This is a genomic window from Mesorhizobium sp. M4B.F.Ca.ET.203.01.1.1, assembly GCF_004791025.1.
In the GTDB taxonomy this organism is placed as follows: domain Bacteria; phylum Pseudomonadota; class Alphaproteobacteria; order Rhizobiales; family Rhizobiaceae; genus Mesorhizobium; species Mesorhizobium abyssinicae.
The window spans coordinates 20,860-35,094 of the sequence record NZ_SRUO01000006.1; the positions used below are offsets into that span (position 1 = coordinate 20,860).

At 64.4% G+C, this 14,235-nt stretch carries 14 protein-coding genes; 5 read left to right on the forward strand and 9 right to left on the reverse strand.

Features of this window, described 5'->3' with window-relative positions; all coding sequences use genetic code 11:
- Positions 1-4: 4 nt before the first annotated feature.
- Positions 5-907, reverse strand: a complete 903-nt coding sequence (locus EN846_RS15105; RefSeq protein WP_127282959.1) for a branched-chain amino acid ABC transporter permease LivH — start codon at positions 905-907, stop codon at positions 5-7.
- A gap of 418 nt (positions 908-1,325) precedes the next feature.
- The gene (locus EN846_RS15110; RefSeq protein WP_127282958.1) at positions 1,326-1,712 is read right to left on the reverse strand and encodes an ectoine synthase; all 387 of its coding nucleotides are present in this window, start codon (positions 1,710-1,712) and stop codon (positions 1,326-1,328) included.
- Positions 1,713-1,887: 175 nt separating this feature from the next.
- Here EN846_RS15110 and EN846_RS15115 point away from each other — a divergent pair, with 175 nt between their 5' ends.
- Positions 1,888-2,775, forward strand: a complete 888-nt coding sequence (locus tag EN846_RS15115) for a LysR substrate-binding domain-containing protein (protein WP_127309971.1) — start codon at positions 1,888-1,890, stop codon at positions 2,773-2,775.
- Positions 2,776-2,885: 110 nt separating this feature from the next.
- On the opposite strand, the gene EN846_RS15120 is transcribed toward EN846_RS15115, so the two are convergent.
- From EN846_RS15120 to EN846_RS15130, 3 genes are all read right to left on the reverse strand, one after another.
- On the reverse strand, positions 2,886-3,887 hold the full coding sequence (locus tag EN846_RS15120) for a 4-hydroxyproline epimerase (RefSeq protein WP_127282956.1): 1,002 nt from the start codon (positions 3,885-3,887) through the stop codon (positions 2,886-2,888).
- A 104-nt stretch (positions 3,888-3,991) separates the two neighbouring features.
- Positions 3,992-5,308: an FAD-dependent oxidoreductase gene (locus EN846_RS15125; RefSeq protein WP_127309972.1), complete on the reverse strand. Its 1,317-nt coding sequence runs from the start codon at positions 5,306-5,308 to the stop codon at positions 3,992-3,994.
- 12 nt (positions 5,309-5,320) lie between these two features.
- Positions 5,321-6,256, reverse strand: coding sequence for a dihydrodipicolinate synthase family protein (locus EN846_RS15130; RefSeq protein WP_127282954.1), 936 nt, complete (start codon positions 6,254-6,256; stop codon positions 5,321-5,323).
- Positions 6,257-6,357: 101 nt separating this feature from the next.
- On the opposite strand from EN846_RS15130, the gene EN846_RS15135 reads away from it, so the two are divergent.
- A complete protein-coding gene (locus tag EN846_RS15135) occupies positions 6,358-7,017 on the forward strand; it encodes a GntR family transcriptional regulator (RefSeq protein WP_127282953.1) in 660 nt (219 codons plus the stop codon).
- A 13-nt stretch (positions 7,018-7,030) separates the two neighbouring features.
- On the opposite strand, the gene EN846_RS15140 is transcribed toward EN846_RS15135, so the two are convergent.
- The 3 genes from EN846_RS15140 to EN846_RS15150 all read right to left on the reverse strand — a co-directional run bounded on the left by EN846_RS15140 (position 7,031) and on the right by EN846_RS15150 (position 9,736).
- Positions 7,031-7,351, reverse strand: coding sequence for a hypothetical protein (locus tag EN846_RS15140; RefSeq protein WP_127282952.1), 321 nt, complete (start codon positions 7,349-7,351; stop codon positions 7,031-7,033).
- Positions 7,352-7,628: 277 nt separating this feature from the next.
- The gene (locus EN846_RS15145; RefSeq protein ID WP_127282951.1) at positions 7,629-7,934 is read right to left on the reverse strand and encodes a hypothetical protein; all 306 of its coding nucleotides are present in this window, start codon (positions 7,932-7,934) and stop codon (positions 7,629-7,631) included.
- Positions 7,935-8,239: 305 nt separating this feature from the next.
- Positions 8,240-9,736 carry a CoA-acylating methylmalonate-semialdehyde dehydrogenase gene (locus EN846_RS15150; protein WP_127282950.1) on the reverse strand — a complete coding sequence of 499 codons (1,497 nt, stop codon included), beginning with the start codon at positions 9,734-9,736 and terminating at the stop codon, positions 8,240-8,242.
- A gap of 187 nt (positions 9,737-9,923) precedes the next feature.
- Here EN846_RS15150 and EN846_RS15155 point away from each other — a divergent pair, with 187 nt between their 5' ends.
- Positions 9,924-10,805, forward strand: a complete 882-nt coding sequence (locus EN846_RS15155; protein WP_127309973.1) for a LysR family transcriptional regulator — start codon at positions 9,924-9,926, stop codon at positions 10,803-10,805.
- Positions 10,806-10,941: 136 nt separating this feature from the next.
- On the opposite strand, the gene EN846_RS15160 is transcribed toward EN846_RS15155, so the two are convergent.
- On the reverse strand, positions 10,942-11,400 hold the full coding sequence (locus tag EN846_RS15160; protein ID WP_245511333.1) for a hypothetical protein: 459 nt from the start codon (positions 11,398-11,400) through the stop codon (positions 10,942-10,944).
- Between the two features lie 192 nt (positions 11,401-11,592).
- Between EN846_RS15160 and EN846_RS15165 the strand changes: the two genes are divergently transcribed.
- Positions 11,593-12,033, forward strand: coding sequence for a hypothetical protein (locus tag EN846_RS15165; protein ID WP_127286145.1), 441 nt, complete (start codon positions 11,593-11,595; stop codon positions 12,031-12,033).
- Entirely contained in the window at positions 12,030-14,192 is a 2,163-nt protein-coding gene (locus EN846_RS15170) for a phosphatidylserine/phosphatidylglycerophosphate/cardiolipin synthase family protein (RefSeq protein ID WP_187331396.1), read from the forward strand. Before EN846_RS15165 ends, EN846_RS15170 begins: the two co-directional genes overlap by 4 nt.
- Positions 14,193-14,235 lie beyond the last annotated feature (43 nt).

Consider the following 14,235-nt stretch of genomic DNA (forward strand, 5'->3'; position numbering starts at 1 on the left):
GAGCTCAGACCTTTTCGACTTCAGGCCGGCCCAGAATGCCGGAAGGCAGGAAGATCAGGACGATCGCCAGGATCGAGAAGGCGGCGACGTCCTTGTAGTCGATGGAGAAATAGGCCGACCACATGCTCTCGATGAAGCCGATCAAGAGGCCGCCGAGCACGGCGCCGGGCAGCGAGCCGATGCCGCCGAGCACCGCGGCGGTGAAGGCCTTCACGCCGGGCACGAAGCCGTCCGAGAACACCACCACGCCGTAATACATCAGGAACAGCGTGCCGGCGACGGCGGCCAGCGCAGCGCCCATGATGAAGGTGATCGAAATGGTGCGGTCGACGTCGATGCCGAGCAGCGCGGCCATCTTGCGGTCCTGCTCGCAGGCGCGTTGCGCCCGGCCGAGCGCCGTCCTGTTGACCAGGTACCAGAACAGCGCCAGCAGCACCACGGTGACCACCACGATGATGATCTGCTTCAGCGACACGCTGATCCCGTCGAAGCTGTAGACCTTGGACACCAGCGGCGGGATCGGCTTGTTGCGGGGGCCCTGCGTGACCTGGACGAAATTGGACAGCGCGATCGACATGCCGATGGCGGTGATCAGCGGCGCCAGCCGGAACGAACCACGCAGTGGCCGGTAGGCTACCTTCTCGATCGTCCAGTTGTAGAGGCTGGTCAGAAGCATCGCCACGATCATCATGATCAAGAGCGCGATGACGACCGGCACCGAATAGAACAGGGCGCCGAGGATGAGGAAGACGATGAGGGCGGTGAAGGCCCCGACCATGAAGATGTCGCCATGGGCGAAATTGATCATGCCGATGATGCCGTAGACCATCGTGTAGCCGATCGCGATCAGGCCATAGATCGATCCCAGCGTCAGCCCGTTGATAAGCTGCTGGACGAAGTACTGCATACTGCCGTGGCTCCCCTGGAATGTCGCCCGCTTTCGGGTCGCACTCCTTTTCGTATTTCCCCTAGTCGTAAAGTTTCGAGCCCGGATTGCAACGTGATTTTTCAATCGCCTCGCGTGTTTTGGAAGCACGCCGTCCGATTGCCCGTTTTACGCCGTCCGACCCCTGGACTATCGCGGACCCTATCATTGGCATAACGCAATGTCTTTGACGATTCGGCCGTATGATGCGCTTCGTTTCGAAGAAATCGCCGTCAAGATTAGGTGATGGAGCGATTCCTTGCGTCGGCGAAGGTCGCCCGTCTCGCGCTCCTTCGCCTTTCGCCAGGTCGGGATTCTTTGACATATGACATTCGTGTGACGGCTCGGCCGTGGGCGAGCGCCGGCCTGCTCGTTGGGGTTGCTTGCGGGGCATGAAGTTTCAGTAGGCGGAGCCGCCTTCTCCGCTCAGGCTGTGCCGCTCGGTGCCGCTCAGCGGCGGGTTGAAGACGCTGACCAGCACCATGTCGCCGGCGGCATCGGCGCGCAGGTAATGATCGTCATGCGCGTCAAGCACATAGATGGTCCCGGGCTCGATGCGATGGATCGCGCCCGACATATCCTCGACTTCGCCCTGGCCCGAGATGCAATAGCAGGCCTCGAGATGCCGCCGGTATTGCAGGCGCGACTCGCTCCCTGCCCGCACGACTGTATGACAGACGGTGAACCCCATGCCGTCTCGCTGGGTCAGCAGCCGGTGGCTGGTGCCGTTGCCCCAGTCGACGAAGAAGTCAGTTTTTTCTACATCGGCCAGTTGCCTGGTGAACATGGTATCTCTCTCTATGAAAGGGGCGTGGGACGACCACGACGACGGAATGATCTGGCTTCGCTCTGTTTTGGCTGCTATTTTCTGGATCAACATTCGAAGCTTCCTTCAGCATGTCGCGACCCGAGGCGGGTTTCAAATGACCGTTTTTCGTTAGACACATTAGAAAAATTTACAAATGGACTATCTGCCGCTGAACGCCATCCGCGCTTTCGAGGCCGCCGCGCGCCATCTCAGCTTCTCGGCCGCCGGCGAGGAGCTGCATGTCACCCATCCGGCGATCAGCCATCAGATCAGGCGGCTGGAGGAATGGTTGGGCGTGCCTCTGTTCCACCGGGATGCCCGCAAGGTCCGCCTGACCGATGCCGGCCTGACCCTGCAGCTCTCGGCGAACGCCGCGCTCTCCGACCTTGCCGCCGCCTGCCGGCGCATCCGCAGGAACGCGGCCGTAGCATCGCTGTCGGTGGGCTGCATTCCATCCATCGCCAGCCGATGGCTGGTGCCGCGCTTGCCGGACTTCACCGAACGCCACCCGGAGATCGCCATCCGCGTCGCCTACGCGAAAGCCGAAGACCGGCTCGAGGACGACGACAACGACGTCCTCATCACGCTTGGCGCGGACCCGTCTCCCACCGCCGCCAGCCTCAAGCTGTTTTCGCGCATGAGCCGGCCCGCCTGCAGCCCGCACTATCTGGCGCGCAAGGGCCGGCTCGGGTCGCCGGCGGAGATTGCCGCGGCGGACCTTCTGCATGACGAGACCCGTCAGGGCTGGCGCGAGTGGTTCTCGCAAGCCGGCATGGCCGGGGCCGACGTGGGCACCGGGCCTGTCTTTGCCGATTTCAACATACTGGCGACGGCCGTCATCGCCGGTCACGGCGTCGCCCTTTGCCCGATCGAGGTTTTTCGCGAGGAGCTGCGGCGCGGCGATCTCGTCGTCGTCTCCGACATCGCGACCGACACGGACAAGGGCTACTATCTGACCATGTCGGCGCAACCCTCGGCCGCCGAAATCACCTTCGCCGACTGGTTCCGCGATCAGGTCTCGACGAACGGCGAGGAAGCCTGACGCCCTCGAGCAGCGACGGCGTCGCCTTATTTGCTTTTTACGCAGTTCCGGACGGAAGGTTACGGCGAAGGCGCCGAACTTAACCGCTACACACTTTTCCTGGAATTGCTCTAGGTGACGACGAACCCGTGCGCGAACGGATCGCGGTCGTCGATGAAGATGGTGTTCAACCCGGTCATCCGCGCCCAGCCGCCGATCGAGGGGACGATCGCCGGCTTGTCCGCGACGACGACCTCCTTTTCGACCCTGCCCTTGAACAGCGAACCGATGATCGATTCGTGGACAAAGCTGTCGCCGGCCTTGAGCTTGCCCTTGGCGTGCAGCTGCGCCATGCGCGCCGAGGTGCCGGTGCCGCAAGGCGAGCGGTCTATCGCCTTGTCGCCGTAGAAAACGGCATTGCGCGCATCGGCTTCCGGATTGGTCGGCTGGCCGGTCCACAGCATGTGCGACAGCCGGTTGATGCCGGGGTTCTCCGGATGCACGAAGGAGTACTTCTCGTTGAGCCGCTGCCGCACCACCGGGCTCCAGGCGATGAGGTCGCCGGCCGAATGGTCGGCCATGTCGCGATAGTTCGCCTGCGGCTCGACGATGGCGTAGAAATTGCCGCCATAGGCGACGTCGACGCTGATCTCGCCGAGGCCGGGACACTCGACCGTCAGCCCCTCGGCATAGAGGAAGGAGGGCACGTTGGTGATGCGCACCTCCTCCACATACTCGCCGACCTGCTTGTATTCGGCGATGACCAGGCCGGCCGGCGTGTCGAGCCGCAAGATCCCCGGCGTCTTCGGCTGCACCAGCCCATGCTCGATCGCCATCGTCACCGTGCCGATGGTGCCGTGGCCGCACATCGGCAGGCAGCCCGACGTCTCGATGAACAGGATGGCGATGTCGCAGTCCTCGCGCGTCGGCGGATAGAGGATGGAGCCCGACATCACGTCATGGCCGCGCGGCTCGAACATCAGCCCGGTGCGGATCCAGTCGTACTCGGCGAGGAAATGCGCCCGCCGCTCCATCATCGTCTTGCCCTCGAGCAGCGGCCCACCGCCGGCGACCAGCCTGACCGGATTGCCGCAAGTGTGGCCGTCGATGCAGGAGAAGGTTTTCTTGGCCATGATGATGCTTCCTAAAGCAATTTCAGGAAAAGTGTGAAGCGGTTAAGTTCGGCGCCTTCGCCGTAACCTTCCGTCCGCAATTGCGTCAAGACAAGAGAGACCGGTCAGAACCGCTGCGGACTGAAGGGGGCGAGATCGACGGGCGGAGCCTGCCCGAGAACGAGATCGCGGATCAAGCGCCCGGTTGCCGCTGCCTGGGTCAGGCCGAGATGGCCGTGGCCGAAAGCATAGAAAGCGTTCGGCGCGCGCGCCCGGCCGATGACGGGCAGCGAATCCGGCAGCGACGGGCGATAGCCCATCCATTCGCGCCCGCCCGACGGATCGAGCCCCGGCAGGAAGCGCCTGGCCTTTTCCAGCATGGCCTTCGACCGCGCGAAATTAGGCGGGCGCTCGATGCCGCCGAGTTCGACGGCGCCGCCGACGCGCAGGCCGGTTTCCAGCGGCGTGATGACGAAACCGTGCCCGGAGAAGATCAGCTGCCGCCTGACATCGAACGCGGCCTTAGGCAGCGTGGTGTTGTAGCCGCGCTCGGTCTCCAGCGGGATGCGCTCGCCGAGGTCCCTGGCCAGAAGATGCGACCATGCGCCAGCGGCGATGACGAGCTGGTTCGCCTTCCGGGTCGAGCCGTCGGCAAGCACGATCGTCGCTCCATCCGCGCCGCCCACGATCCGCGCGACGAGCGCGTGCTCGAAGCGGGCGCCGAGCCGTGCGGCGTGGGCCCAGACCGCCTTGCCGAGCAGCTTGGGGTCGGAGACCGTTTTCCAGCCCGGCACGAAGGTGGCTTTGATGAAGCGCGGCGAAAGCCCCGGCTGCAGGGCAGCCATCTCCGCGCCCTCGACATGGTTGAAGCCGATGCCGTAGCGCTCACGTGCCGCCCAGCCGGAAAGCGAGGCGCGGAACTCGGCCTCGCTCTCGTAGAGTTCGAGCGAGCCGTCCTCGCGCAGCATCGGCCTCGTCCCGGAGCGGTCGAGCAGGCCCATCCACTCCGCTTCGGCAAGCCTCATCATCGCGGCCTGTGCGGCAAGGCTGGTCTCGTAGCGGGCGCCGCGCCCGGCGCGCCAAAAGCGGATCAGCCAGGGCAGCAGCTTCGGCAGATAGGCGGGCGGAATGGTGAGCGGGCCGAGCGGATCGGCAAGCCATTTCGGCAATTGCCGCACCATGCCCTTATGCGCCAGCGGCAGCACGTCGGTGAAGGCGAAGGCGGCGGCGTTGCCCGAGCTCGTTTCCTCGCAGATGCCCGTGCGATCGAAGATCGTGACGTTTCGCCCTGCCTCGGTCAGGTAGGTGGCGGCGCAGATGCCGATGATGCCGCCGCCGATGATGGCGATGTCTTGCCCTTCTCCCCGTTCACGGGGAGAAGGTGCCCGAAGGGCGGATGAGGGGCGGCGTCCCTCCTCGGTCTCATCGGAATTTTCCTGCACGCGATGCTACCCCTATTCGGCTGCCACCAGCTTGTCCGCCGATCGAGGAGACGCCTGCAGCGCCGGCAGTTTCGGCCGCACAGCCAGCGCATCCATGACGATCTTTTCCACCGCCTTGCGGCGCTCGCCCGACAGCGGCCGGCGCGGCATGCGAACGCGATCATTGGTATTGATCGCCAGCACTTCAGCAAGCTTGATGTTTTGGACCAGATAGGTCGAGACGTCGAGGTCGAGCAATGGCCGGAACCAGCGATAGATCGTCAGCGCCTCCTCGCGCCGGCCCTGCTTCATCAGCTGGTAGATCGCCACCGTCTCGCGCGGGAAGGCGGTGACCAGCCCCGCCACCCAGCCGATGGCGCCGACCGACAGTGCCTCGAAGGCAAGATTGTCGACGCCGGTGAACAGGTCGTAGCGGTCGCCGAACCGGTTGATGATCTCGGTCGAGCGGCGGATGTCGTCGGAGGATTCCTTGATGGCGACGAAGCGCGCGTCGGACGCCAGCTCCTCCATCAGGTCGACGGTGACGTCGACGCGGTACGCCAGCCTGTTCGAATAGATCATGACCGGCAGGTCGCCGGCCTCGGCCACGGCGCGCAGGGCGGCGGCCGTCTCTGCCGGGTCGGTATGGTAGATCGGGCTGGGCACCACCATCAGCCCGCTGGCTCCGGCCTGCGCGGCGCGACGCGCGATGCTTGCCGCCTCGCGGGTGCCGGGCTCGTTCACAGTGAGCAGCACCGGCTTGCCTCCGGCGACCTGCTGCGCCGTCTTCAGCACCTCGATCTTCTCATCATGCGACAGCATTGGCCCTTCGCCGAGCGAGCCGCAGACGATGATGCCGTCGCAGCCGGCCTCCATCTGCAGCGAAAAGCAGCGCTCCATCTCGGCATGATCGAGACGGTCGTCCTCGGTGAATTTGGTCGTGACGGCGGGGAAAACTCCAGTCCACATGGCATCATCTCCAATCTGATATATCAGTGATATATCTAACAGGAAACCGGCTGTCAATGCGGAATCTGCTATGATATATGGAAAATATATCAGGAGGCCCAATGGCTCTATTGGAAGATATATCTCGTTTCGAGCCGGCGGCTGCGAAGGCCTATCGCGCGCTCGAGCACATGATCGTCACGCTCGAACTGGCGCCGTCGAGCTTTGTCACCGAGGGTGCGCTGATCGAGCGTCTCGGGCTCGGCCGCACGCCGGTGCGCGAGGCGATCCAGCGTCTGGCCTGGGAGGGCCTGCTCGATGTCCGGCCGCGCGCCGGCATCGCGATTGCGCCGCTCCATCCCGGCGACTGGCTGCGTGTCCTCGATGCCAGGCGCGGCGTCGAGGTGGTGCTGGCCCGCTCGGCCGCGCGTTTCGTCACCCGCGAGGCAGCCGACCTCTTTCACGACGCCGCCCTTGCCATGCAGAAGGCGGTCATCTCGGGCAATGTGCTGGCCTTCATCCAGGCCGACAAGGCGCTCGACGAGGCGCTCGCACTGGCCGCCGACAACCCCTTCGCGGCGCGGTTGGCGGCGCCCTTGCAGACCCACAGCCGCCGCTTCTGGTTCCGCTACAAGTCGGATACCGGCCTGGCCGAATCGGCCGAACATCATGTCGCGCTGATCCGCTCGATCCTCGACGGCGACGAGGAGGGGGCGGCCAAGGATGCCAAGCGGCTGATGGCGCTGCTGCGCAGCCATGCCGAGGTGGCCGCCACCCGCTGAGCGATGCTCGATCTCAGTATCGCGCGCTATGGTCGGCCGGCGCCGCCACGCTTTCCCAACTGTTGCCGGCGGCGATTATGCAGCTCGTGCCGGTAACGTCAGTGACGATGATGGTCCACGTTCCGCTCTGGCCGACAAACATTTCCATGATCGCGACTTGGCCGATCAGCCCGAAGGCAAACTGCCGTTCCTGGAAGTTCTCGCTCAGGTGGGTAACCAGAGCGCTGTGTTCGGCACAGTTTTGATATTGAGCGCCGGCGCTGTTCGTACCCATCGCCAGCGCGCTGGCAAGAACCAGGTTTCTCACCCAACCCAACAGGGATTTGCGTGCCATGGGGCACCTCCTTTTGCCATCGCGTCCCGGCAAAAGGAGACAGCCTCATTTTGCCGGAGCGGCCCAGCCCGGTTCCGACGTCATCATCGCGTCGTTCCTTTCTGCGTTCCGGTCTGCCACCAATGGGAACCTTCCGGATGTTCCCATTATGTTCCATATATGGTGACGGCGAAGGCAAAGCACAAGCGGGCACCCTTTCGGGCGCCCGCAATCCATTCGAAATGCCAAAAGACCCGGCCGCGGGCCGCCTCCCTACGACAGCGGGAACGACGTCCGCTCAGGTGCCCGGCAGGGCAGCCGCCATCATGGCTCCGTCCCAACCGTCGCCCGCCGTGATGATGCAGCTCAGGCCGTGCGTGTCGGTGGCCAGGATGGTCCAAGTGCCCTTTTCCGACACGAAGATTTCGAGAATCACATTCGGGTTGACCAGACCGCGCGCGGCCTCGCTTTCATGGAACTTCTCGCCGAGCGCCTTGATGACGTCGGCACGCGCGGCGCATTGTCCCCCCGCAACGGCCTGCGCGACACCACCGCATATCGCAAACACCGCAAAGCACGTTCCCGCCAAAAGACGTCGTGTCATCTGACAACTCCTTGCGCCAGACGAGAACCCCGGCAGCCACCGGCGCTGTTGGATTGGCCTGCAAGTTTGCAGGAATACAACCTAAGACGGATCGAGCCCGCTTGGTTCCATCACATCGGTGTTTTGGCGGATACCGGCCGCGATCGGAAAGCGTAAAGGCCCGGCGATGGCCGGGCCTTTATCAGTCGGTCGTCGGATCTGGATCAGTTCATCGTCGGGATGACGAACTCGGCACCATCCTTGATGCCTGCCCGCGCGCCCGCAGCCGCATCGCGGCGAGGACGCGCAAGCAGTAAACCGTCCGGCTAGTTCATCGTCGGGATGACGAACTCGGCACCGTCCTTGATGCCGGACGGCCAGCGCGAGGTGACCGTCTTGGTCTTGGTGTAGAAGCGGAACGCATCCGGGCCGTGCTGGTTGAGATCGCCGAAGGACGAGGCCTTCCAGCCGCCGAACGTGTAGTAGGCGATCGGCACCGGGATCGGCACGTTGACGCCGACCATGCCGACCTGGACTCTGGATGCGAAGTCGCGCGCGGCGTCGCCGTCGCGGGTGAAGATGGCGACGCCATTGCCCATCTCGTGGTCGTTGGCGAGCTTGATGGCGTTCTCGTAGGTCGGCGCGCGCACCACGGAGAGCACCGGGCCGAAAATCTCTTCCTTGTAGATGCGCATGTCGGCGGTGACGTTGTCGAACAGGCAACCGCCCATATAGTAGCCGTTCTCATAGCCCTGCATCTTGAAGCCGCGGCCGTCGACGACGAGCTTCGCGCCTTCCTTGACGCCGATGTCGACATAACCCTTGACGCGCTCCAGCGCCTGCGCCGTCACCAGCGGGCCGAAATCGGCCGAGGAATCGGTGGACGGGCCGACCTTCAGGCTCTCGACGCGCGGCACCAGCTTTTCCATCAGCCGGTTGGCGGTATCGTTGCCGACGGGAACCGCCACCGAGATCGCCATGCAGCGCTCGCCGGCCGAGCCGTAGCCGGCGCCGATCAGCGCGTCGACAGTTTGGTCCATGTCGGCGTCGGGCATGATGATCATGTGGTTCTTGGCGCCGCCGAAGCACTGCACGCGCTTGCCGGCGGCGGTGCCGCGCGAATAGATGTAGTGGGCGATCGGCGTCGAACCGACGAAGCCGACGGCCTTGATGTCGGGATCGTCGAGGATGGCGTCGACCACTTCCTTGTCGCCGTTGACGACGTTGAGGATGCCGGCAGGCAGGCCAGCCTCGATGAACAGCTCGGCGATGCGGATCGGCACGCCAGGATCGCGCTCCGACGGCTTCAGGATGAAGGCATTGCCGCAGGCGATCGCCGGCGCGATTTTCCACAGCGGGATCATCGCCGGGAAGTTGAACGGCGTGATGCCGGCGACGACGCCGAGCGGCTGGCGCATCGAATAGACGTCGATGCCGGGGCCGGCGCCGTCGGTGAACTCACCCTTCATCATGTGCGGCGCGCCGATGCAGACTTCAACCACTTCGAGGCCGCGCTGGATGTCGCCCTTGGCGTCTGCGATGGTCTTGCCGTGCTCGCGCGCCAGGATGTCGGCCAGTTCGTCATAGTCGCGCTGGACCAGTTCGAGGAACTTCATCAGCACGCGCACGCGGCGCTGCGGGTTGGTGGCCGCCCACTTGGGCTGCGCCGCCTTGGCGTCTTCGACAGCGGCGCGCAGTTCCGCCTGCGAAGCCAGCGCCACCGTGCCGCGCACGGAACCGTCCATCGGCTGCATCACGTCCTGCTTGCGGCCGCTGGTGCCGGCGACACGCTTGCCGCCGATGAAATGACCGTAGTCGATCATGGTTTCTCTCCCTGTTTTGGTGATGAGGCATTGTCCGCCTTTGCGGCGGCGATGGCAACGCGAGCGGAATCGCAACCGTTGTGCAGGAAATGGACAACGGCAGCCGACTGTGCATTAATTCTCGCAAATAGCGAGCTGCCGTGTCGTGAAGGATTTTTCAGGGTGAGTTGTCATCAAGGTCACTCCCATGAACTGGGATGACGTCCGCATCTTCCTCGCCGTGGCGCGCGCCGGCCAGATCCTCGGCGCGGCGAAACGCCTGGAGCTCAACCATGCCACCGTCTCGCGCCGCATCGCCGCGCTCGAGGACGCGCTGCGCACAAAACTCTTCCGCCGCCTGACCACCGGCAGCGAGCTGACGCCGGCCGGCGAGCGTTTCCTCGACATTGCCGAGCGCATGGAAAGCGACATGATCGCAGCGCGTGCGACCATTGCCGGCGAAGGCGACGATGTCTCGGGCACGGTGCGCATAGGCGCGCCGGACGGTTTTGGCGTCGCCTTCCTGGCAAAACGGCTGGGAGAACTGACCGCCCTCCACCGCGAGCTCACCATCCAGCTTGTGCCGGTGCCGCGCTCGTTTTCGCTGTCGCGGCGCGAGGCCGACATCGCCATTACCGTGGAACGCCCGACCGAAGGCCGGCTGGTGGCGGGAAAGCTGGTCGACTACACGCTCGGCCTGTTCGCCTCGCGCGCCTATGCCGAAGCCAATGGTCTGCCGGCGACAGCGGCCGAGCTCGGCCGGCACACGCTGATTGGCTACGTGCCCGACCTCATCGTCAGCCCTTCGCTCGACTATGCCGCCGAGTTCAGCGCCGACTGGAGTTCGAGCTTCGCCATCTCCTCGGCGCTCGGCCAGGCCGAAGCGGTGCGCTCCGGCGCCGGCATCGGCATCCTGCACACTTTCGTCGCCCGCTCGATGCCGGAGCTGGTGCCGGTCGATATCGTGGCGCCGATCCGCCGCGCCTACTGGCTGGTCTATCACGAATCGGTGAGGCCGCTGCGTCGCGTCCAGCTCGTCGCCAATTTCATCAACAGGGCGGTGGAGCGGGAGCGCGGCCTGTTTAGCTGATTTCACAAGCCTGCAACGCAGTTCGTGTTTCAAGGCGTGTCGAGAATGAACGAATTCACCACTCGTTCAGCCTTGTCCGCCAGCGGCGCCCACATCCGCGCCACCTGCTCGGCGCTCTCGCCCATCACGCCGCAGTTCACATAACCGTAGCGCGCGCCCGGACGGAGAACGCGAACCTGGAATGGCCATAAAAGGTGGCATTCCCGCTGAGAACCGTGAAGTCCACGTCGGCCAGGCGGACGGGGTAGCCGTCGGGAAACCTTGCAAGGCTATCATTGCTGAAATCGGCTGTGCTGAATGAGGTGCCTATTGTCTTTTCCCAATTATTCATCGACCAGCCCTCCATGAATTTGCCCGTATCGGACGGCGAGCCCGGTGCCGATTGATCGTAAAATGAAGCCGATACCATGCAGATGAGATCGGCAAATTTCACGCTCAGCCGTATCTCTTCTTCGGAGAGCGGCTCGTTGATCCATTCCTCTGGAAAGGTCAGAGAAAACCCGTTCTGCTGGTCGTGGACGGTCTTGTCCGCGGCGCTGACCACGGAGGCGTAGAACAGAAATCCAACACTGGTAGTCAGAAAGCAGAAACGCATCACGATGCTCGCGAAATGCCAAGACGGGAGCTATGCCCGGGTGGATGGGACAAGGCGGCATATCACAATCGGGCGATACACGCGGCCTTTTACTTGCCACAAAACCGGCCAGTGTGGCATCAGGCACGCGGCCGTCGGCGCGGGAACGATAGCCCGCGTGGGAAAGTCATTCAGAAAGCTGGCGCGGATAAAATGCGAGCCGTTCTTGCCATCCTGCCGCTGGCCTTCCTCTCGGCTTGCGCCAACCCGTGGACGAAAGTGCCGGAGGCTGAACTTCCGAAGCCGATCCGCACTGCGATGGCGCGCCCCTCGGCTTTCGTCTTCGGCAATTATTGCGGGCCGGGGACCCGCTCCGGCGATCTGTCGCTGCGGCCGGTCGGCCGCCTCGACGCCGCTTGCCAGGTCCACGACGCCTGCTACATCGCCCGCCGCAACCATTGCGACTGCGACGGTGCGCTTGTCGCCTCGGCGAAAGTGATCCGCGACGACAAGACCGCCCCGAGGACGATGCGCAACGAGGCCGAGCTTTTGATCGCCACTTTCGCCGTCCCGGTCTGCAAGGTCTTTCCGCAAGGCTTCATGCCGCCGCGCGACCCCGCTCAGCTCAAGGCGATGAACGGGGCGACCGGGTGAACGTAAGGTCCGCGGCAACAAAAGCGCTGTTCGGATTGGCGCTCGCGGCGATGGCCGGCTGCGCCGGCATGCCCGGCCGCTCCGCCTGCGCCTTCTTTCCAGGCGACGATGCCTGCGACCGGCCGCCGATCTCGGCCGACAGCACCGGCGCCGCGATCGCCACCGCGCATTACTTCAAGGCCGGCGACAGCGCCTACGAGAAACGCTTCCAGGCGCTGCTGGCCCAAAGCCGGCTCGACGCGCTCGACCGCACGAACGGCACCGGCCGTTTCGGGCATGACTGGCGCGACATTCACAACAGCCGTTTCCAGGCGACCTACCGGGCGCTGCAACAGCTGGCAAAGCCGCTCGACACGACCGCGGTGACGCCGGCGCGCGGCAAACCCGGCGAGGATCATTTCACCGGGCGCTGGCGCATGTCGCGGCAGACACTCTATCTCGATGCCGCCGCCCGACCCTTTGCGCCCAAGACATTCAGCTTTTCCGGACTGGAGGCGCGCTCGGTCGAGATTGTGCTCAGCCAGGCCGGCCAGAAGCCCCTCGACATCGGCGGCACCTGCGATGGGCCGTTGGCGATCCGCGCGTCGGGACGATCGAGCACAATCGCCGCGGGCTCGGCATTCCATCTCACCCTGCCGGCGGGCGAGGCATCCGCGAGCCTCTATCCCGGCGAGGCGCTCAGCCGCTGCGACCTCAGCGTCAGCTCCGGCCTGGCGCCGGCCGGCGCGCCGCTGACCATTTTCCGCGAGGAGGTTGCCGACCCTTGGGTCGCCGGCCTCGACAGCCGCTACGACCGCTGCCCGGTGCCCGATCCCGATGGGCTCAAGGAGCTCGACCGCGTTTTCTACGCCGGCCGCTGGCTGTCGCAGACTTGCGCGCTGCCACTTGGCAAACCGCTGCTGCTGCGCAAGTCGCGCGACGGCTTCAACGCCAAGGTCGAGGCGCTGCTGGGAGAGCGGCTTCCCGACAGCGCGTTCGACAAGGCCGATCCCGAGCTGCCGCTCGATTTCTCGCACGCGCCGAAACTCAGGCTGATCTATCTATCGTCGCTGGAGTTCAAGGCGGACTTTTCCGGCCGCATCATCGAGCGGCTGATCCGCCATCATGCCGCCTCGGGCACCAAGGTGCGCATCCTGGTGACCGACGTGCTGGAGCGCGAGAAGGACGACGCCATGCTGCACCGACTGGCGGCCGAATTCCCCAATATCCAGCTTCAGGAATACCGCTGGCGGGCCGACCACGGCGCGCCGATCGACGAGCAGATCTCACAGCTGCACAAGACCCACCACGTCAAGATGCTGGCGACGCTGGCCGAGGATCCCGGCCGATCGCGCGTCATCATCGGCGGCCGCAACATCCATGACGGCTTCCTGTTCCACAAGCCGGTCGACCTGTCGCGCTATCCGGACCTGCAGCAATACGGCAGGACCGACGGCTTCTCGCTGAACTACTATTCGAACTGGAGCGATTTCGACGTCGAGATCGCCGATCCGGCCACGGTCGAGACGCTGGCCGCGCATCTTTCGACCGTGTGGCTGCGCGATCCCGACACCAACATCTCGCGCCCGTTTTCGATCCCGGTCCGCGCCAGCGGCCGGCCGCCGCAAGGCGTCGCCCGGCATTTCATCTCCGTGCCCTATGAAGACGGGCACGCGCTGGAGAGCTATTTCGTCGAGCTGATCGACACCGCCGAGCACCATATCCAGATCGTCAACCCTTACCTGAACTTGACGCCAAAGCTTGCGCTGGCTTTCGACCGGGCGCTGGCCAGAGGCGTGAAGATCGACATTGTCGGCCGCATCGACCTCAAGGGCGACATCGGCGGCAAGTTCCTCACCGCGCTCAACAAGCTGTTCGTCGAGAAGTATGGCGACCGCATCGATATCCGCGAATTCAAGGCGCCCGACGTGGTCCTGCATTCCAAGATCATGATGATCGATGAGAGGCTGGTGACGATTTCGTCGGTCAACCTCAACAACCGCAGCTTCTTCCACGATTCGGAGAACGGCATGACCGTTCTCGACCCCGCCTTCTACGCCAGGATGAAACCGGTCTATGACGACTATCTTGCCCATTCAAAGCCGGTCGCCACCAACGTGACCATCCCCTGGGCCTACCGGCTGCTGTTCAGAGAGGGCTGGGTGAAGCAGGCGTTTTAAGGCAGGTCGCCCCAAAGCGCGCTGCGGTCCTGGGGACAACCTG